Annotated in this window: 18 protein-coding genes; 12 read left to right on the top strand and 6 right to left on the bottom strand. The window is 60.3% G+C overall.

Annotated features, from left to right (window positions below; genetic code table 11):
• Positions 1-48 precede the first annotated feature (48 nt).
• The 8 genes from CKW21_RS14325 (at position 49) to CKW21_RS14360 (ending at position 10,898) form a co-directional block, all read left to right on the top strand.
• Positions 49-1,347, top strand: a complete 1,299-nt coding sequence (locus CKW21_RS14325) for an MFS transporter (RefSeq protein ID WP_095194604.1) — start codon at positions 49-51, stop codon at positions 1,345-1,347.
• Between the two features lie 232 nt (positions 1,348-1,579).
• The gene (locus CKW21_RS14330; protein ID WP_095194605.1) at positions 1,580-2,578 is read left to right on the top strand and encodes a phosphate ABC transporter substrate-binding protein PstS; all 999 of its coding nucleotides are present in this window, start codon (positions 1,580-1,582) and stop codon (positions 2,576-2,578) included.
• A 252-nt stretch (positions 2,579-2,830) separates the two neighbouring features.
• Entirely contained in the window at positions 2,831-5,113 is a 2,283-nt protein-coding gene (locus tag CKW21_RS14335; RefSeq protein WP_095194606.1) for an ABC transporter permease subunit, read from the top strand.
• A 15-nt stretch (positions 5,114-5,128) separates the two neighbouring features.
• Positions 5,129-6,799 carry a phosphate ABC transporter permease PstA gene (gene pstA / locus CKW21_RS14340; RefSeq protein ID WP_095194607.1) on the top strand — a complete coding sequence of 557 codons (1,671 nt, stop codon included), beginning with the start codon at positions 5,129-5,131 and terminating at the stop codon, positions 6,797-6,799.
• A 188-nt stretch (positions 6,800-6,987) separates the two neighbouring features.
• On the top strand, positions 6,988-7,821 hold the full coding sequence (gene pstB / locus CKW21_RS14345; protein ID WP_008064516.1) for a phosphate ABC transporter ATP-binding protein PstB: 834 nt from the start codon (positions 6,988-6,990) through the stop codon (positions 7,819-7,821).
• A 111-nt stretch (positions 7,822-7,932) separates the two neighbouring features.
• Positions 7,933-8,694: a phosphate signaling complex protein PhoU gene (gene phoU / locus CKW21_RS14350; protein WP_095194608.1), complete on the top strand. Its 762-nt coding sequence runs from the start codon at positions 7,933-7,935 to the stop codon at positions 8,692-8,694.
• 167 nt (positions 8,695-8,861) lie between these two features.
• Positions 8,862-9,779: a response regulator gene (locus tag CKW21_RS14355; protein WP_095194609.1), complete on the top strand. Its 918-nt coding sequence runs from the start codon at positions 8,862-8,864 to the stop codon at positions 9,777-9,779.
• Between the two features lie 222 nt (positions 9,780-10,001).
• Entirely contained in the window at positions 10,002-10,898 is an 897-nt protein-coding gene (locus CKW21_RS14360; RefSeq protein WP_095194610.1) for a M23 family metallopeptidase, read from the top strand.
• Positions 10,899-11,012: 114 nt separating this feature from the next.
• Here the strand turns inward: CKW21_RS14360 and CKW21_RS14365 are convergent, their stop codons facing one another.
• The 3 genes from CKW21_RS14365 to phoB all read right to left on the bottom strand — a co-directional run bounded on the left by CKW21_RS14365 (position 11,013) and on the right by phoB (position 14,601).
• Positions 11,013-12,353, bottom strand: a complete 1,341-nt coding sequence (locus CKW21_RS14365; RefSeq protein WP_095194611.1) for a hemolysin family protein — start codon at positions 12,351-12,353, stop codon at positions 11,013-11,015.
• Between the two features lie 123 nt (positions 12,354-12,476).
• Positions 12,477-13,763 (bottom strand): phosphate regulon sensor histidine kinase PhoR, encoded by a 1,287-nt coding sequence (phoR, locus tag CKW21_RS14370; RefSeq protein WP_256590227.1) that lies wholly within the window; start codon positions 13,761-13,763, stop codon positions 12,477-12,479.
• A gap of 148 nt (positions 13,764-13,911) precedes the next feature.
• Positions 13,912-14,601, bottom strand: coding sequence for a phosphate regulon transcriptional regulator PhoB (gene phoB, locus CKW21_RS14375; protein ID WP_008064504.1), 690 nt, complete (start codon positions 14,599-14,601; stop codon positions 13,912-13,914).
• A 151-nt stretch (positions 14,602-14,752) separates the two neighbouring features.
• Between phoB and CKW21_RS14380 the strand changes: the two genes are divergently transcribed.
• Positions 14,753-15,139: a hypothetical protein gene (locus CKW21_RS14380; protein WP_095194613.1), complete on the top strand. Its 387-nt coding sequence runs from the start codon at positions 14,753-14,755 to the stop codon at positions 15,137-15,139.
• Positions 15,140-15,273: 134 nt separating this feature from the next.
• Here the strand turns inward: CKW21_RS14380 and ubiA are convergent, their stop codons facing one another.
• Both ubiA and CKW21_RS14390 read right to left on the bottom strand, forming a co-directional pair.
• Positions 15,274-16,164 carry a 4-hydroxybenzoate octaprenyltransferase gene (gene ubiA / locus CKW21_RS14385; RefSeq protein WP_095194614.1) on the bottom strand — a complete coding sequence of 297 codons (891 nt, stop codon included), beginning with the start codon at positions 16,162-16,164 and terminating at the stop codon, positions 15,274-15,276.
• Positions 16,164-16,727 carry a chorismate lyase gene (locus CKW21_RS14390; protein WP_095194615.1) on the bottom strand — a complete coding sequence of 188 codons (564 nt, stop codon included), beginning with the start codon at positions 16,725-16,727 and terminating at the stop codon, positions 16,164-16,166. Before CKW21_RS14390 ends, ubiA begins: the two co-directional genes overlap by 1 nt.
• A gap of 200 nt (positions 16,728-16,927) precedes the next feature.
• Here CKW21_RS14390 and CKW21_RS14395 point away from each other — a divergent pair, with 200 nt between their 5' ends.
• From CKW21_RS14395 to CKW21_RS14405, 3 genes are all read left to right on the top strand, one after another.
• Positions 16,928-17,098: a rubredoxin gene (locus tag CKW21_RS14395; protein ID WP_095194616.1), complete on the top strand. Its 171-nt coding sequence runs from the start codon at positions 16,928-16,930 to the stop codon at positions 17,096-17,098.
• A gap of 17 nt (positions 17,099-17,115) precedes the next feature.
• Entirely contained in the window at positions 17,116-18,264 is a 1,149-nt protein-coding gene (locus tag CKW21_RS14400) for an NAD(P)/FAD-dependent oxidoreductase (protein WP_095194617.1), read from the top strand.
• A 194-nt stretch (positions 18,265-18,458) separates the two neighbouring features.
• The gene (locus CKW21_RS14405; RefSeq protein WP_003213368.1) at positions 18,459-18,734 is read left to right on the top strand and encodes an HU family DNA-binding protein; all 276 of its coding nucleotides are present in this window, start codon (positions 18,459-18,461) and stop codon (positions 18,732-18,734) included.
• 273 nt (positions 18,735-19,007) lie between these two features.
• Here CKW21_RS14405 and CKW21_RS14410 read toward each other — a convergent pair whose 3' ends face one another.
• The gene (locus tag CKW21_RS14410; RefSeq protein WP_095194618.1) at positions 19,008-19,403 is read right to left on the bottom strand and encodes a DUF6124 family protein; all 396 of its coding nucleotides are present in this window, start codon (positions 19,401-19,403) and stop codon (positions 19,008-19,010) included.
• Positions 19,404-19,422: the final 19 nt, after the last annotated feature.

Raw genomic sequence — 19,422 nt, forward strand, 5'->3', positions numbered from 1 at the left:
GCCAGCGTTGTTGGGGCGGCAGACCTGACTATAAGAGAAGCCCTTGCCATGACCACAGCGCCCTCGAGTATCGCGCAGCCTTCACAACCAGCACGTCCATTGACCCGCAGCGACTACAAGACACTATCGCTGTCGGCCCTGGGGGGCGCGCTGGAGTTTTACGACTTCATCATCTTCGTGTTCTTCGCCACGGTGGTGGGCAAGCTGTTCTTCCCGGCGGACATGCCCGAGTGGCTGCGCCTGATGCAGACCTTCGGCATCTTCGCCGCCGGTTACCTGGCCCGGCCGCTGGGGGGCATCGTGATGGCGCACTTCGGCGACCTGCTGGGGCGCAAGAAGATGTTTACCCTGAGTATTTTCATGATGGCGGTGCCGACCCTGATCATGGGCCTGCTGCCGACTTATGCGCAGATCGGCATGTGGGCGCCGATCCTGTTGCTGTTGATGCGGGTGATCCAGGGCGCCGCGATTGGTGGTGAAGTGCCCGGCGCCTGGGTCTTCGTTTCCGAACACGTGCCGCAACGCCATATCGGTTATGCCTGCGGCACCCTGACCAGCGGACTGACGGCGGGTATCTTGCTGGGTTCACTGGTGGCTACGGCGATCAACAGCGTTTATACCCCGGCGCAAGTGTCGGATTACGCCTGGCGGATCCCGTTCCTGCTGGGCGGTGTGTTCGGCCTGTTCTCGGTGTACCTGCGCCGCTGGCTGCACGAAACCCCGGTGTTCGCCGAACTGCAACTGCGCAAGGCCCTGGCCGAAGAAGTGCCGCTGCGTGCGGTGCTGCGTGATCATCGTGGTGCTATCGCCATTTCCATGCTGCTGACCTGGCTGCTGTCCGCCGCCATTGTGGTACTGATCCTGATGACCCCGACCGTGTTGCAGACGGTCTACCATTTCTCACCAACCACAGCCCTGCAATCCAACAGCGTGGCGATTGTGCTGCTGAGCTTTGGCTGCATCATTTCCGGTGCCCTGGCGGATCGCTTTGGAGCGGGGCGAGTCTTCGTGATCGGTTGTACCGCGTTGCTGGCCAGCTCCTGGACCTTCTATCACAACCTGGCCGACCACCCGGACTGGTTGTTCCCGATGTACGCCGTGACCGGCCTGCTGGTGGGCACCATCGGTGCGGTGCCGTATGTGATGGTCAAGGCGTTCCCGCCAGTTGTGCGCTTCAGCGGCCTGTCGTTTTCCTACAACGTTGCCTACGCGATTTTCGGTGGTCTGACGCCGATGATCGTAAGCCTGCTGCTCAAGGAAAGCCCGATGGGGCCGGCGTATTACGTGGCGGTGCTGTGTGGGGTGGGGATTCTGGTGGGGGCGTATCTCTGGAAGAAGGGTCGTTAATTTCGACTTTCCTGTCGTCTGTACCGGCCCAATCGCCAGCAGGCTGGCTCCCACATTGAAATGCATTCCAATGTGGGAGCCAGCCTGCTGGCGATTGGAGCGCCATGAATCATCCAGGAAAAACTCGAATACTGGCCTTTCATCCAATTGTCATATTTCAGCCATAGAGTGTTCACACGGCCTGCTGATACTTGGCCCCGACTTAACACACCCTATCTGCTAGGAGTAAGGCATGAAACTGAAGCGTTTGATGGCGGCAATGACTTTTGTCGCTGCTGGCGTTGCGACTGCCAACGCGGTTGCCGCTGTTGACCCTGCTATCCCGAGCTACACCAAGACCACTGGTGTGTCGGGCAACCTGTCCAGCGTCGGCTCCGATACCCTGGCCAACCTCATGACCCTCTGGGCTGAGAACTACAAAAAAGAATACCCGAACGTAAACATCCAGATTCAGGCCGCTGGCTCCGCCACTGCGCCACCTGCGCTGACTGAAGGCACCTCCAACCTGGGCCCGATGAGCCGTAAGATGAAGGACACCGAACTGGCTGCCTTCGAGCAGAAGTACGGCTACAAGCCAACCGCAATCCCGGTTGCCGTGGACGCCCTGGCTGTATTCGTGCACAAGGACAACCCGATCCAGCACCTGACCATGGAACAGGTTGACTCGATTTTCTCGTCCACTCGTCTGTGCGGCGCTAAAACCGACGTGAAAACCTGGGGTGACCTGGGCGTGACCGGTGACCTGGCCAACAAGCCGGTTCAACTGTTTGGTCGTAACTCGGTATCCGGCACCTACGGCTACTTCAAGGAAGAAGCCCTGTGCAAAGGCGACTTCAAGCCAAACGTCAACGAACAACCAGGCTCGGCTTCGGTCGTGCAGTCGATCAGCTCCTCGCTGAACGGCATCGGTTACTCGGGCATCGGCTACAAAACCGCTAGCGTGAAGACGGTGGCCCTGGCCAAGAAAGGCAGCACCGACTTCATCGAAGACACCGAAGAAAACGCCCTGAACGGCAAGTACCCGCTGTCACGCTTCCTGTACGTTTACGTCAACAAGGCCCCGAACAAGCCTCTGGCCCCGCTGGAAGCCGAGTTCGTGAAACTGGTTCTGTCCAAGCAGGGTCAGGAAGTTGTAGTGAAAGACGGCTACATCCCGCTGCCAGCCAAGGTTGCTGCAAAAGCACTGGCTGACCTGGGTCTGCAGGAAGGTAACAACGTAGCAAAAAAGTAAAACCCTAGGTCCGGAGTTCACTCCGGACCTGTGTAGGAGCGAGCTTGCTCGCGATGGAAGTCGAGCCACAGAAAATGTGTCTGAATGTTCCATCTTCGCGAGCAAGCTCGCTCCTACAACGGCTCAGGGTTGCCATTTCCGGCAACCCGGCCCTCCCAAATTCTCTGTCCACTGCCAGTTCCCGCTGGCGGCGGATTTGTTGCGTCACTGCACTGTCATCTTTCTGTCATACAGGATCGCTAGGGTGTGCGAATGAATGATCTGGCCAATTCCACAATGACTACAAATCCCCCCAAGCGAATTGATTTCAATACGCCTGAGCTACAACGCAAGCGCCGCATTCGCGCGCTCAAGGATCGCCTGACTCGCTGGTACGTCCTCGTGGGCGGGCTCGCCGTTCTGGCGGCGATCACGCTGATTTTCTTCTTCCTTGCCTACGTGGTCATGCCCCTGTTTCAGGGTGCCAGCCTGACTGCCAAGGACGCCATCACGCCTGCCTGGATGCAAGATGCCGGCAAGCCGTTGATGTTTTCCCTTGAAGAGCAGAACCAGGTCGCCATGCGGGTTTCCGACAAGGGCCAGGCACTGTTCTTCGATATCGACAGTGGCGCTGAACTCAAGCGCGTTGATCTGCCGGTTCCTGCAGGCGCCAGCGTAACGTCCATCGGCGAAGATCAACCCGGTCACCCGCTGGTCGCCGTGGGTTTTTCCAACGGTCAGGCCCTGGTGTTCCGTCACACGTATAAAGTCAGCTATCCGGACGGCAAGAAAACCATCTCGCCGGCCATCGAATACCCTTACGGCGAAACCCCGATCGCGCTGAACGAAACCGGCGGTGCGCTGGAGCATGTCAGCCTCAACGCCAACGATTCGACCCTGATGCTGGTCGGTTCCACCGGTTCGCAACTCAATGTTCTGTCGCTGACCAGCGAAGAAAACATGATGACCGGCGAGATCACCAACGAGCAGAAGCGTATCGATCTGCCGCAAATGACCGAGCCGGTGAAGAACATCTTCGTCGACCCGCGCCAGCAATGGCTGTATGTGGTCAACGGTCGTGCCCAGGCCGACGTGTTCAGCCTGCGCGACAAGAGCCTCAATGGACGCTACAAACTGCTGGAAAACGGTGACGCTGAAATTACCGCCAGTACTCAGCTCGTAGGCGGCATCTCGCTGATCCTCGGTGATTCCAAAGGTGGCCTGGCCCAGTGGTTCATGGCGCGCGATCCGGATGGCGAACAGCGCCTGAAGCAAATCCGCACCTTCCAGATGGGCACCACGCCAATCGTGGAAATCACCGCCGAAGAGCGCCGCAAGGGCTTCGTCGCCCTGGATGCTTCCGGCAAGCTCGGCGTGTTCCACAGTACCGCCCACCGCACCTTGCTGGTGGACCAGGTGGTCGAAGGCCAAGGCCTGTTCGGCCTGTCGCCACGGGCCAACCGCGTGATCGTGGAGCAGGGCGGCAAACTGCAACCGTTGCTGCTGGACAACCCGCATCCGGAAGTGTCGTGGAGCGCGTTGTGGAGCAAGGTCTGGTACGAGAACTACGACGAGCCTAAATACGTCTGGCAATCGACTGCCGCCAACACCGACTTCGAACCGAAGCTGAGCCTGTCCCCGCTGACGTTCGGCACCCTGAAAGCTGCGTTCTACGCCATGCTGCTGGCCGCGCCCCTGGCTGTCGCCGCTGCGATCTACACCGCGTACTTCATGGCCCCGGGCATGCGCCGCAAGGTCAAGCCGGTGATCGAGTTGATGGAAGCAATGCCGACGGTGATCCTCGGATTCTTCGCCGGTCTGTTCCTCGCGCCGTATGTGGAAGGGCATCTGCCGGGCATCTTCAGCCTGCTGATGTTGTTGCCGATCGGCATTCTGGTCGCCGGTTTCACCTTCAGCCGCCTGCCTGAGTCGATCCGCCTGAAAGTCCCTGACGGCTGGGAAAGTGCCCTGCTGATTCCGGTGATCATGTTCGTCGGCTGGCTCTCGCTGTACATGAGCCCGTACATGGAGAACTGGTTCTTCGGCGGCGACATGCGGATGTGGATCTCCCACGACCTGGGCATCACCTACGACCAGCGCAACGCACTGGTGGTCGGTCTGGCCATGGGCTTTGCGGTGATCCCGAACATCTACTCCATTGCCGAAGACGCCGTGTTCAGCGTACCGCGTGGCCTGACCCTCGGTTCCCTGGCCCTCGGTGCCACGCCGTGGCAGACCATGACCCGCGTGGTGATTCTTACCGCCAGCCCGGGCATCTTCTCGGCGCTGATGATCGGCATGGGCCGCGCGGTGGGTGAAACCATGATCGTGCTGATGGCCACCGGCAACACCCCGGTCATGGAAATGAACCTGTTCGAAGGCCTGCGCACCCTGGCGGCCAACGTCGCGGTGGAAATGCCGGAGTCGGAAGTCGGCGGCAGCCACTACCGCGTGCTGTTCCTCTCGGCGCTGGTGCTGCTGTTGTTCACCTTCATCATGAACACCCTCGCGGAACTGATTCGTCAGCGTCTGCGCAAGAAATACTCGTCGCTTTAAGAAAGGTAGAAGTCTGTGAAACAGAACTCCCTGAAAGGATGGTTCAAGAGCGGCGCCCCGGGCGTCTGGATCAGCGGTGGCGCGGTGTCCATCGCGGTCATCATGACCATTGGCCTGTTGGCGGTGATTGCCGTGCGCGGTCTGGGTCACTTCTGGCCGGCGGATCTGGTGCATGCCAGCTACGATGTGCCGGGCCAGGCCAATCACCTGGTCATCGGCGAAGTGGTACAGAAGGAAGAAGTGCCGCGCGCGCGCCTGAAAAGCGCTGGCCTGCCGGTGCCGGATGAAGGCCCGGAGTTCATGACCCGTGAGCTGATCAAGGTCGGCAACCGTGACCTGAACGGCACCGACTTCACCTGGATCGTTGGCGAGTGGCTGACCAATCAGAAAAACCCGGTCGAATTGATGGCGCTGGAGCGTCGCGAGTGGGGCAACTTCTACGGTTACCTGGTCAACGTCAAACAGGACGGCAAGGTGATCGCCGAAGGCGAAGCTGCCTGGCCCGAGCTGCAAGCGCGGATCAACCGCGTGAATCAGCTGGCCGCGCAACTCAAGACTTTGGAAAAGGTCGACATCGGCGCGATCAACGCCGGTCTCGAGCGCATCCGCCTGCACAGCCGCAAACTGGAACTGGAAGGCAAGCTTGATCCAGCCGCGCAAGCGGACATGGAGTCCGAGCGCGCCGAACTCAATGCCCGTTATCAGGACATCGAGGCCCGTCTGGGCGATCTGCACGCGCAGTTCAACCGCGACAGCCTGACCGCCCGTGATGCCAATGGCAAAGAAATCGAAATCAGCCTCGGTAAAGTGGTTCACGCCTATCAGCCGAACGCCATGGGCACCTTCACCAAGATTGGTTTCTACTTCAGCAAGGTGTGGGAATTCCTCAGCGATGACCCGCGTGAAGCGAACACCGAAGGCGGGATTTTCCCGGCGATCTTCGGCACCGTGATGATGACCCTGATCATGGCGATGATCGTGACCCCGTTTGGCGTGCTGGCGGCGGTGTACCTGCGTGAATACGCCAAGCAGAACACCCTGACCCGGGTGATCCGCATCGCGGTGAACAACCTGGCGGGCGTTCCGGCCATCGTTTATGGCGTGTTCGGTCTGGGCTTCTTCGTCTATGTGCTGGGTGGCTCGCTCGACCGTCTGTTCTTCCCTGAGGCCTTGCCGGCGCCGACCTTCGGTACGCCGGGTCTGCTGTGGGCTTCGTTGACCCTGGCGCTGCTGGCGGTGCCGGTGGTGATCGTGGCCACCGAAGAGGGGCTGGCGCGGATTCCTCGCACCGTGCGTGAAGGTTCGTTGGCCCTCGGCGCGACCAAGGCCGAAACCTTGTGGAAGATCGTGCTGCCGATGGCCAGCCCGGCGATGATGACCGGCATGATCCTCGCCGTGGCCCGCGCCGCGGGTGAAGTGGCGCCGCTGATGCTGGTGGGTGTGGTGAAACTGGCGCCGTCGCTGCCGGTGGACGGCAACTACCCGTACCTGCACCTGGACCAGAAGATCATGCACCTGGGCTTCCATATTTATGACGTCGGCTTCCAGAGCCCGAACGTCGAAGCCGCGCGGCCGCTGGTATACGCCACAGCGCTGTTGCTGGTGCTGGTGATTGCGACATTGAACCTGTCGGCCGTTTACATCCGTAACCACCTGCGCGAGAAGTACAAGGCGCTGGATAGCTAAGAGTCGACGCGAACCCTGTGGGATCGGGCTTGCCCGCGAAAGCGATCTGTCAGTCACATCATTTGCGGATGTGCTGACGTCTTCGCGGGCAAGCCCGCTCCCACAGTGGATCGCGTCCAATCGAACATTGATTGGACATGCCGCCAAGCGGCGTTCCGAACCGAATTTGTTAGCACAGGGAGCCTCCCATGCAGCACGAAGCACATACCCACGGCATCAACATGTCGGCCCTGGGTCGCGATAAACAGAGCCTGAGCCTCGAGCAGGAAACCGTGGCCATTGAAGTGCCGGGCCTGAGCCTGTTCTACGGCGATAAACAAGCGCTGTACGACGTCAGCATGAACATCCCGAAACAGCGCGTGACCGCCTTCATCGGCCCGTCCGGCTGCGGCAAGTCCACGCTGTTACGTACGTTCAATCGCATGAACGACCTGGTCGATGGCTGCCGTGTCGAAGGCGCAATCAACCTGTACGGCAACAACATCTACCGCAAGGGCGAAGACGTGGCGGAGCTGCGTCGTCGTGTCGGCATGGTGTTCCAGAAGCCGAACCCGTTCCCGAAAACCATCTACGAGAACGTGGTCTACGGCCTGCGTATCCAGGGCATCAACAAAAAGCGTGTACTCGACGAGGCCGTTGAGTGGGCGTTGAAAGGCGCGGCGCTGTGGGACGAAGTCAAGGACCGTCTGCACGAGTCGGCACTGGGCCTGTCCGGTGGTCAGCAGCAACGTCTTGTGATTGCCCGCACCATCGCCGTGGAACCGGAAGTGCTGCTGCTCGACGAACCTTGCTCGGCACTCGACCCGATCTCGACGCTGAAAGTCGAAGAGCTGATCTACGAACTGAAATCCAAGTTCACCATCGTCATCGTGACCCACAACATGCAGCAGGCCGCGCGGGTTTCCGACTACACGGCGTTCATGTACATGGGCAAACTGGTGGAGTTCGGCGACACCGACACCTTGTTCACCAATCCGGCGAAGAAGCAGACCGAAGACTACATCACCGGGCGGTACGGCTAGCCGTACAGCTGCAAGCCGCAAGCTTCAAGCGGCAAGTAAGAGCGGTTCGAGTACGACACAAAACAGCTTGCAGCTTGTAGCTTGCAGCTCACAGCTATCGCGGAGCAAAAGATGATTTCGAAGGAAGGCTTAACCCATCACATCTCCCAGCAGTTCAACGCTGAGCTTGAGGAAGTGCGCAGCCACCTCCTGGCCATGGGCGGGCTGGTCGAGAAGCAGGTCAACGACGCGGTGACCGCACTGATCGAGGCCGACTCCGGCCTGGCCCAGCAGGTGCGCGAGATCGACGACCAGATCAACCAGATGGAACGTAATATCGACGAAGAATGCCTGCGCATTCTGGCTCGTCGCCAGCCGGCGGCATCTGACTTGCGCCTGATCATCAGCATCTCCAAGTCGGTGATCGACCTGGAGCGCATCGGTGATGAAGCGACCAAGATCGCCCGTCGCGCCATTCAGCTGTGCGAAGAAGGCGAAGCGCCACGCGGTTACGTCGAGGTGCGCCACATTGGCGACCAGGTCCGCAACATGGTGCGCGATGCCCTGGACGCCTTTGCCCGTTTCGACGCCGACCTGGCGTTGTCGGTGGCGCAGTACGACAAGATCATCGACCGCGAATACAAGACTGCCCTGCGTGAGCTGGCGACTTACATGATGGAAGACCCACGCTCTATCTCGCGGGTCTTGAGCATCATCTGGGTGCTGCGTTCGCTGGAGCGCATCGGTGACCATGCGCGCAATATTTCGGAACTGGTGATTTACCTGGTGCGCGGCACTGACGTGCGTCACCTGGGCCTTAAACGCATGAAGGAAGAAGTTGAGGGAACAAGTGGCGAAACCGCTAATGTTCCGGGCAAAGCTGACGATAAGTAAGGTTGCCCCAGGACGCGCCCGGCCCTTTGGCCGGGCGTTTTTGTTTGTGGCTTACGAATTCGAAAAGCAGCACCCGCGAACGAAAAGTGCCGGCGTGACTGAAGGTTTTTGGCAAAGTGCCATCAGCAAAGCGGTATGCTTGCCGGGATTTTTTAAAGGGGTTATGGATGAGTAAGGTCAGTGTATTGGTCGTGGACGATGCCTCGTTCATTCGTGACCTGGTAAAGAAATGCCTGCGTAACTATTTCCCGGGCATGCGGATCGAAGACGCCGTCAACGGCAGGAAGGCTCAGGCCCTGCTGGCCCGGGAAACGTTCGACCTGGTGCTGTGCGACTGGGAAATGCCGGAAATGTCCGGCCTGGAACTGCTGACCTGGTGCCGCGAGCAGGACAATCTCAAAGGCATGCCGTTTGTCATGGTGACCAGCCGTGGCGACAAAGAGAACGTCGTCCAGGCGATCCAGGCCGGGGTATCCGGTTATGTCAGCAAGCCATTCACCAACGAGCAATTGATCACCAAGGTCAAGCAGGCGCTGCACAAGGTCGGCAAGCTCGACTCCTTGATGAACACCGCCAATACCAAAACCAGCTCGGCATTCGGCAATGACTCGCTCAATGCATTGACCGGTGGCAAGGCCGCCGTGGTGGCGCCCACTGCACCGGCGCCTGCTGCGGCAGCCGCCCCAGCCCGTGGCTTGCTCAACAGCCCACCGGTCAAGGCACCGATAGCCGCTGCGGCCGCCGTGGGAGGGCGTGGCCAGGGTCAACTGCGCTTGCCGAACGGCATTCAGCAATGCGTGATCAAGGCCCTGAGCCTCAAGGAAGCGCTGTTGGTGGTCAAACGTGCCGACACCCTGCCGCAAGTGCTCGACAGCGCCGTACTCGACCTGGAGCAGGGCGACAACGCCGAAACGGCGCGCCTGAACGGCTACCTGCACGCCATCGTCGCCCACGAGCAGAAACCTGACAGCGAATGGTTGCAACTGACCTTCCGCTTCGTCGATCAGGATGCGCAGAAGCTTGATTACATCTCCCGATTGATTGCCCGGGGCACGGCGCAGAAGCACTTTATTCCGGGCGCTTGATCCCGTATCGCCTGTTAGTCAGCCTTCGCGGGCAAGCCCGCTCCCGCAGGATTGCCGCTGAACCTGTGGGAGCGGGCTTGCTCCGGGCGGCGTTCCGACGAAGGGGCCATCACCTGCACCACACATCACCCTGATCCACCCATCTTGAAACATCTGCCGACTACCCGGGTCCATTGCAGCTGCTAGGCTCCTTCCCAGGCCTTACTCGACAGAACCCTGCCCATGTACGCGCGCCTGCTGTATTTCTGTAGTCTTTTCATGGCATCCACCTCGGCTGTGGCCATGACGATCTACACGTCCACCGACGCCAATGGCGTGGTCTCCTACAGCGATCGCCCCATCAAGGGCGCCAAGGTGTTCGTCTTTCGCGATCGCATGGACGAGCACCTGGAGCGTCAGGTGTACCTCGATATCAAGAAGCTCAAAGGCATGGACAGCGTGTTTGTGCGCAATGACCTGTATGCGCCGGTAGAGATCGAACTGAGTTTTGCCGGCCTGAACAACGTCAGCGGCGCACCGAGTCGGCCGATCCGTCGGGTGATGCCCGCACGCAGCAGCATTCGTCTGGCGCTGCTCAAGGCCAGCCGCCCCGGAAAGCCGCTGGTGTATACCCCAAGGTTCGAATACTCCCTGGGCGACCCGTCAGGAGCCGCCATGGTCTATCGCTATCCGCTGCCTTGGCGAGGTGGGCCGTTTCGCCTGAGTCAGGGTGCCAATGGCCAGTACAGCCACTATGGGCCGAAGAACCGTTACGCCATGGACATCGCCATGCCCGTGGGCACGCCAATCGTCGCCGCCCGTGGCGGAGTCGTGGTGAAAACCGAAAACCGCCAGACCGGACGCGGCACCGACCCGTCGGGCAATTTCGTACGGGTGCTGCACGATGACGGCACCATGGGCGTGTACCTGCACCTGAAAAAGGGCTCGATCAGTGTTCGCGAGGGGCAGCAGGTGGCAGTGGGCAGTGCGCTGGCACTGTCAGGCAATACCGGCAACAGCAGCGGGCCGCATCTGCACTTCGCGGTGCAGCGCAATACCGGGATGGGGCTGGTGTCCATACCGTTCCGGTTCAATCAGCCGGTGGGGGCGTTGCCCAACTTTGCGTTGGGCAAACAATGAGGTGTTGTTTGAGCTGACGCCTTCGCGAGCAGGCTCGCTCCCACATTGGAATGCATTCCAATTGTGGGAGCGAGCCTGCTCGCGAAGGGATCGACTGGGTGTCAGATCAGTGCGTCAATCGAGCATCAACACCTTGGCCAGGACAATCTTCGGCCCTTTCATCTTCTTGATGATGATCCGCAGGCCTTCGACTTCCAGTACTTCTTCCTCTTCCGGCACCCGCTTGAGGCTGTCGTAGACCAGCCCGGCGAGTGTTTCGGCTTCGACGTGGTCCAGATCGATGCCCAGCAGCCGTTCGACCTTGAACAGCGGCGTATCACCGCGCACCAGCAGTTTGCCCGGCTGGTACGCGAGGATCCCGCGCTCGGCCTTGCGGTGTTCGTCCTGGATGTCGCCCACCAGCACTTCCAGCACGTCTTCCATGGTCAGGTAGCCGATGATATTGCCGTCGGCCTCTTCAACCACGGCGAAGTGCGAGCCGCCCTTGCGGAACTGCTCCAGCAACTGCGACAGCGGCATATGCCGGGATACACGCTCCAGCGGGCGGGTCAGTTCGGCCAGGTTGAACGACTCGGGAATGTGGTCCAGGGCTGCCAGCTCCAGCAGCAGGTCCTTGATGTGCAGCAGGCCGACGAACTCCTGGCGCTCGCTGTCGTACACCGGATAGCGGCTGAACTTGTGGCGACGGAACATCGCCAGGATTTCCTTGAGCGGTGCGTTGAACTCCAGGGTCACCAGGTCTTCGCGAGAGTTGGCCCAATCGACCACTTCCAGCTCGCCCATTTCCACCGCCGAGGCCAATACGCGCATGCCTTGGTCGCTGGGGTCCTGACCACGGCTGGAGTGCAGGATCAGTTTCAGTTCTTCACGGCTGTAGTGGTGCTCGTGGTGCGGGCCGGGCTCGCCTTGCCCTGCAATGCGCAGGATCTGGTTGGCGCTGGCGTTGAGCAGGTAGATGGCCGGGTACATGGCCCAGTAGAACAGGTACAGCGGCACTGCCGTCCACAGCGACAGCAATTCAGGTTTGCGGATCGCCCAGGATTTCGGTGCCAGTTCGCCGACCACGATGTGCAGGTACGAAATGATGAAGAACGCGGTGAAGAACGACACCGCCTTGACCACTTCGGCGGAGTCCACGCCGGCAGCACTCAGCACAGGAGCCAGAAGGTGGGCGAACGCCGGCTCGCCGACCCAGCCAAGCCCGAGGGAGGCGAGGGTGATACCCAATTGGCACGCCGACAGGTAAGCATCGAGCTGACTGTGCACCGTGCGCAGGATGTGCCCGCGCCAGCCGTGCTGCTCAGCGATGGCTTCGACCCGGGTCGAGCGCAATTTGACCATGGCAAATTCGGCCGCAACGAAAAAGCCGTTGAGCAAAACCAGGATCAGAGCAAAAAGAATCATGCCGAAGTCGGCGAATATTGTTGCGAGGGACAAGCCAGGGGAAGGGTCCATGATGGAGTTTTGCGGGTTCCGTGTATTCGAATGGAAAGAAAAAAGTGCGCCTGAAAAGCAGGCGCAAGTCAGCCAATGTAACGGCTGACTTGGCGATTGCCTAGTGGCGCGTGCTGGCCGGTATCAGTCCGCGGTACTGATGACCCGGGATTTGCTGACCTGGGCAGGGGCGAAATGGCAGGTAAAGGTACTGCCGTGGCCCGGCACGCTGCTGATCTCCATGCGCGCGCGATGGCGCAACAGCACGTGCTTGACGATGGCCAGGCCCAGCCCTGTACCGCCGGTGTTGGAGTTGCGGCTGGAGTCGACGCGGTAGAAGCGTTCGGTCAGGCGCGGCAGGTGTTTGCTGTCGATGCCGATGCCGGAGTCCTGCACGCTCAGGTGCGCGCCTTGCTCATCGCCCCACCAGCGAATACGAATGTTGCCTTCGGCCTGGGTGTATTTCACTGCGTTGAACACCAGATTGGAAAACGCGCTGCGCAATTCCGCTTCGCTGCCCTTGAGCAGGATCGTCGGGTCGGCTTCCAGGGAAATTTTCTGGTTTTTTTGGCCCGACAGCTGTTGCGCATCACTCTTGATCGACTGCAGCAAACCGTCGATGGCCACGGGTTGGTTGTCCGACGGGTAATCGGTGGCTTCCAGTTTCGCCAGCAGCAGCAAGTCGTTGAGCAAGGTCTGCATGCGCCCGCCCTGTTGCTGCATTTGCTGCAGGGCGCGGGTCCAGCGCGGGTTCACTTCCTCGACGTTGTCGAGCAAGGTTTCCAGGTAACCGCAAATCACCGTCAGCGGTGTGCGCAGCTCATGGGACACGTTGGCGATGAAGTCTTTGCGCATCTGTTCCAGCTGATGGATGCGCGTCACGTCGCGCACCAGCATCAAATGCTCGTTATTGCCGTAGCGGGTGATGTACAGCTGAATGCGCATCCGGTCGTTGGTCGGCGAGGGGATTTCCAACGGCTCGGCGTAGCTGTCCTGCTCGAAGTACTCCTTGAACCGCGGATGACGCACCAGGTTGGTCACCGGCTGGCCGCTGTCCTGCGGAGTCTTGAGGCCCAACAGGGTCTCGGCGGCGCGGTTCCACCATTCCAGGTTGCCGTCGCTGTCGAGCATGACCACCGCGTCTTTCAAGGCCGCCGTGGATTCCTGAACCCGGTCGATCACCGCTTGCAGGCGCCCGCGTACTCGTTGGTCACGACGTTGCAGGTGGTAGATGCTGTCGAACACCTCGCCCCACAGACCGTAGCCATCGGGCGGTGCTTCATCGGGTTTGTGCAGGCGCAGCCATTCGTGCAAACGCAGCAATTGCTTGAGCGTCCAGGCCAGGTAAAGGCCCAGTCCCGCAGCGAGGCTCCAGCCGTAGTAGCCGGTAATCAGGCCGATCACCAGGCAGGCGGTGACCAGTAGCAGCATGTGGCGAATCAGGGTGCCATGCCAGTTTTGGTTCACTTGAACGCGCGTCCTTGAAAGAAAAGCAGCCTCTAGCTTCAAGCCTCAAGCTGCAAGTTCGATGCGGGTTGGCTTTAGCTTGCCGCTTGAAGCTTGCAGCTTGTAACTGCCGTCAGGCCTTAGTAGAAAAGCGGTAGCCGGTGCCGCGCACGGTTTGTACCAGGTTTTCATAGGCATCGCCGAGGGCTTTGCGCAGGCGACGGATGTGCACGTCGACAGTGCGCTCCTCGACATACACGTTGCCGCCCCAGACCTGATCCAGCAACTGGCCACGGGTATAGGCGCGCTCCTGGTGGGTCATGAAAAATTGCAGCAGACGGTATTCGGTCGGTCCCATTTCCGCGGGTTTGCCATCGATGGTCACACGGTGGCCGATTGGGTCCAACAGCAGGCCACCGACTTCAATCGGCGCCTCGCCATCGCTCGGGCCGGCACGGCGCAGTACGGCTTTGAGGCGCGCAACCAGCTCGCGGGGGGAAAAGGGTTTGGTGATGTAATCGTCGGCGCCGACTTCCAGGCCCTGGATCTTGTTGTCCTCTTCGCCCTTGGCGGTGAGCATGATGATCGGGATATCCCCGGTCAGCTCATCGCGCTTGAGGCGGCGGGCCAGCTCGATGCCGGACGTGCCGGGCAGCATCCAGTCGAGCAGGATCAGGTCCGGTTTGCGGTCGACGATAATGGCGTGGGCCTGCTGGGAGTTTTCAGCCTCCAGGCAGTCATAGCCGGCCATTTCCAACGCAACGGCGATCATTTCGCGAATGGGCGCTTCGTCGTCGACGATCAGAATGCTCCTGCCAACCATGCCTTAATCCTCTTGTCATTTAACTGTCTTGCGCCGCATTAGATAACGGAATTATTGCAGTCGTGTGACAGTATTTTAGTCGTCTGCGGTTGTCACGAACCTGGACTAAGCTCTAAGTCCGAATCCTGACAACCACAAAAGGAAGGTTTCCATGAAGCTATGCTCGCAATCCTTCAAAGGCCTGCTGTTGGCGGCTGCCCTCGCTTTACCAACAATGGCCTTCGCTGCCGAGCCGGCGATGATGAAAGGCGGCGTGATGACCGACCACAAAGGCATGACGTTGTACACCTTCGACAAGGACACCGGCGGCAAGTCTGCCTGTACTGGCCAGTGCGCGGATAATTGGCCGCCACTGATGGCGGAAGCGGGTGCCCAGGCTGAAGGTAAATGGAGCGTCATCAAACGTGATGACGGCAGCATGCAATGGGCCTACGACGGCAAGCCGTTGTACTACTTCGTCAAGGACAAGGCCCCGGGAGACATGACGGGCGACAAGATGAAGGACGTTTGGCACGTTGTGCGCGAGTCGCAGAAGTAATTCTCTGTAGGAGCGAGCTTGCTCGCGATGGGCGTGAACGATAACGCGTAAAACCAGATGCCCAACGGCGGCTCTGGTTTTTTCGCGAGCAAGCTCGCTCCTACAGGAAATCGAGTCAGGGGTAATCCCAGGCTTCAGCGCAACCCGTAATCCAGCACAATCCCGACAAAAATCGCCAACCCGGCCCAATGGTTGTGCAAAAACGCCTTGAAGCAGCGCATGCGGTCCTTGCTGCGGGTGTACCAGAACTCCCAGGCAAAACAGCCCGCCGCCACCGCCAGGCCGAGGTGGAACCAGCCGCCAAGCTCGAACTTCGAACCGGCCAGCAACAGGCAACCCAGCGCCAACCCTTGCAGGGTCAGGATGATCACCCGGTCTGCCTCGCCAAACAGAATCGCCGTGGATTTCACGCCGATCTTCAAGTCGTCGTCACGGTCGGTCATCGCGTAATAAGTGTCGTAGCCCACCGTCCACATCAGGTTGGCGATCCACAGCAACCAGGCTGCTGCCGGCAACTCGCCGGTTTCAGCGGTGAACGCCATCGGCATCCCCCAGGAAAACGCCGCGCCCAGCACCACTTGCGGGTAATAGGTGTAACGCTTCATGAACGGATAAGTGCAGGCCAGGGCCAAGCCGCCGAACGACAGCCAGATCGTTGCCGCATTGGTGCACAGCACCAGCAGGAAACTCACGCCCATCAGCAAGGCGAAGAACACCAGCGCTTCTTTGGAGCTGATCTTGCCGCTCGGCAGCGGGCGCTGTTCGGTGCGCTTCACATGGCCGTCGACCTTGCGGTCCGCCCAATCGTTGATCACGCAGCCGCCCGCGCGGGTCAGCACCACGCCAAGCACGAAAATCACGATATTGGCCAGCGACGGCGAGCCCTTGCCGGCAATCCACAGCGCCCATAACGTAGGCCACAGCAGCAGATAGATGCCGATCGGCTTGTCCATGCGCGTCAGCTGAATGAAATCCCAGGCCCGTGGGTTCAAGCGATTCAGGGACTTGAGCAGGCTCTGGTACATCAGTAGTTCTCCGGGTGGGCGCGGGCGGCGCTCCACAGGGTCGGCAGGAAGATTTCAGCCACCAGCACGCTCAACGTACCGCGGTCGAAGCGCGAGCGGCGACCCCACAGCTCAGGCGCCTGCACCTCGGTCGGCAGCCACGCTTGAGGATAGTGACAAACCTCGATGGCGCGACGCTGGAAGGCGTGGTCGCAAAACAACAGTTCGCCCAGGGAACGGCTGCCCAGTTCGTCCATGTGCAAGCCGTCGCCCTGCAACGCGCTGCGCGCCGCGACGCTGCGGGCAAACACCCAGGCCTGGCCATGCCCGCGCAAATACACCTCGCGCACCCAGCCTTCGCTGCCTTCGGCCAGGTCCAGCGCGGCGCATTCATCGGCGCGCAGGGTTTGCCAGCCTTCGAACAGCGGCGTGACGCTGAAACCGTCATTCGACAAGCGGGTCAGGCGTCGGGTCAGCGATCCTTCGTCAAACAGCCAGTCGAGGGTAAACGGGTCGGGGAGGGGCGTCAGCAGGCTTTGAGGGAGCCAGAGCGGGGCCGAACGGGTGGAGTTTGTGTGTTGCACAATGAGTCATTATTGGCAGCAAAGGAGGCGGCGAGCTTAACATGTCAGCTCATGAAATTGAGTGATCCGCCCGCCCGTTGCACCGAACGGGCTTGCATCTGCGTGGCCCCATCAGTACAAAACGCGCTGAGCCGAACGGCAGCGCTGCAATCATCGGCCGTTCGCGCCGGCAAAAGCCTGAACCCTGAGGAAGTACCTGAATGAAAAAGTGGCAATGTGTGGTCTGCGGCCTGATCTACAACGAAGCCGAAGGCTGGCCGGATGACGGCATTGCGCCGGGCACCCTGTGGCAAGACGTGCCGGAAGACTGGCTGTGCCCGGACTGCGGTGTGGGCAAGATGGATTTTGAAATGATCGAAATCACCGCTTGAAAACTGAGGAGTAAGGAATGAACGCACCTGTCGTGATCGTCGGCACCGGCCTGGCTGGCTACAACCTGGCCCGGGAGTTTCGCAAACTCGATGGCGAAACCCCGCTGCTGCTGATTACCGCCGATGACGGGCGCTCCTACTCCAAGCCGATGCTCTCCACCGGTTTCGGCAAAAACAAAGACGCCGACGGCCTGAGCATGGCCGAACCGGGCGCGATGGCCGAACAGTTGAAGGCCGAAGTGCGCACCCACACCCGCATCAGCGGCATCGACCCGGGCCACAAACGCCTGTGGATCGGTGAAGAAGCGGTGTACTACCGCGACCTGATCCTGGCCTGGGGGGCTGAAACCGTGCGCGTGCCCATCGAAGGCGACGCGGCGGACTGCGTGTTCCCCATCAACGACCTGGAAGACTACGCACGCTTTCGCGCGGCAGCGGCCGGCAAGCGTCGGGTGTTGTTGCTCGGCGCCGGCCTGATTGGCTGCGAGTTCGCCAACGACCTGAGCTTGGGCGGTTATGAGGTGCAACTGGTTGCACCGTGCGAACAGGTCATGCCGACCCTGCTGCACCCGGCCGCCGCTGCTGCGGTACAGGCCGGGCTGGAAAGCCTAGGTGCACGTTTCCACCTGGGGCCGGTGCTCACTCGCCTGCAGAAGGTCGCCGACGGCCTGGAAGCGCACCTGTCCGACGGCCAGGTCATCCCGTGCGACGTCGTGGTCTCGGCCGTTGGCCTGCGCCCGCGCATCGACCTGGCCGCCGCTGCCGGTTTGCAGGTCAATCGTGGCGTCGTCGTCGACCGTCACCTGCAAACCTCCCACGCCAATATCTACGCCCTGGGCGACTGCGCCGAGGTCGATGGGCTGAATTTGCTGTACGTGATGCCCCTGATGAGCTGTGCGCGAGCGCTGGCCCAGACCCTCGCCGGCAACCCGACAACGGTCAACTATGGCCCGATGCCCATCACCGTCAAAACCCCGGTGTGCCCGTTGGTGGTGTCCCCGCCGCCACGGGGTGCGGAAGGCGTCTGGACGGTCGAAGGGCAGGGCGCCGACATCAAGGTGTTATGCCGCGATGCCAGCGGAAAGCTGCTCGGTTATGCCCTCACCGGTACGGCCGTGATGGAAAAACTGGCCCTGAATAAAGAGCTTCCGACACTGCTGGCGTAAATACCGGTCGTTCTGTCGGAATCACCCCCAAAATGCCCTGAGAATGGCCACGCGGATACTGGCGCAGGGCTTCCGTGCGTGCCATCCTCACTCCCGTCTGCCGCAGAGTAGAGCATCTGCGGCGCCTTGGGCGCTGCTCCATAGAGAGCAGCACGGACATAACAACAAAAAACCGTCAAAGGGGCTTCACTAACATGCGTAAACCAGAACTCGCCGCAGCAATTGCTGAAAAAGCAGACCTCACCAAAGAGCAGGCCAACCGCGTCCTGAACGCCGTTCTCGAAGAAATCACCGGCGCCCTGCACCGCAAAGACAGCGTCACGCTGGTAGGCTTCGGCACCTTCCTGCAACGCCACCGCGGCGCCCGCACCGGCAAAAACCCGCAAACCGGTGAGCCAGTAAAGATCAAGGCCAGCAACACCGTTGCGTTCAAGCCAGGCAAATCCTTGAAAGACAGCGTCAATCCGTAAGCCGTTTCCCTGACCCGCGTAGCGGGAGAGTGGAATAAAAAATGGGCACGCCAACCGAGGTTGGGTGCCCATTTTTTGTGCCGGAGTCTTAAGCAATACGAGACCTTGTGGCGAGCGAGCTTGCTCGCGTTGGGCAGCGAAGCGGCCCCAAAAAATCTGACAACTTCGTAATTCTTGTGAGAGTTGTGCACTCAGGCGGGATCAAGCTCCCTCGCCACGGGTTTCTCAAAGACTCAAGTTTCCACCAATCGGAGTTGTTCATTGCATGGCGAGTTAGCAGGCCCGGCTTTGTTGCTTGGCGAGTATCGCCGCCATTTCCGGTTCATCCAGATCATCCAGCGCTCGCTCCACCAACAACTGCACCCCATCGGCCATGCGGCTGAGTGCCAAGGCTACGGAACGACGCGAACCGTCTACATTATCGGCGAGGTCGGCGGCGATGGCGCTGATCGACAGTAGGTCTTCCGAGGCGTTGGCCAGGAGGGCTTCAGTGTTGATGTCCGGGCAGACGCTGAAGAGTTGGCCGTTGCGTTTCGGTGGCTTCTTTTCGGTTGGCGGGAAGTGATGGTCGAGGGCGCGCTCGGCGGCTTCGTGAAGTTTCTTTGAATCGAGGTTTTCGTACGGCGATACCGGATCGGAGTCCGGCGGGTTTGGAGTTACTTTGAACATGATCTTCAATTCCATTGAT

This window comes from Pseudomonas sp. Irchel 3A7, assembly GCF_900187565.1.
Taxonomy (GTDB): domain Bacteria; phylum Pseudomonadota; class Gammaproteobacteria; order Pseudomonadales; family Pseudomonadaceae; genus Aquipseudomonas.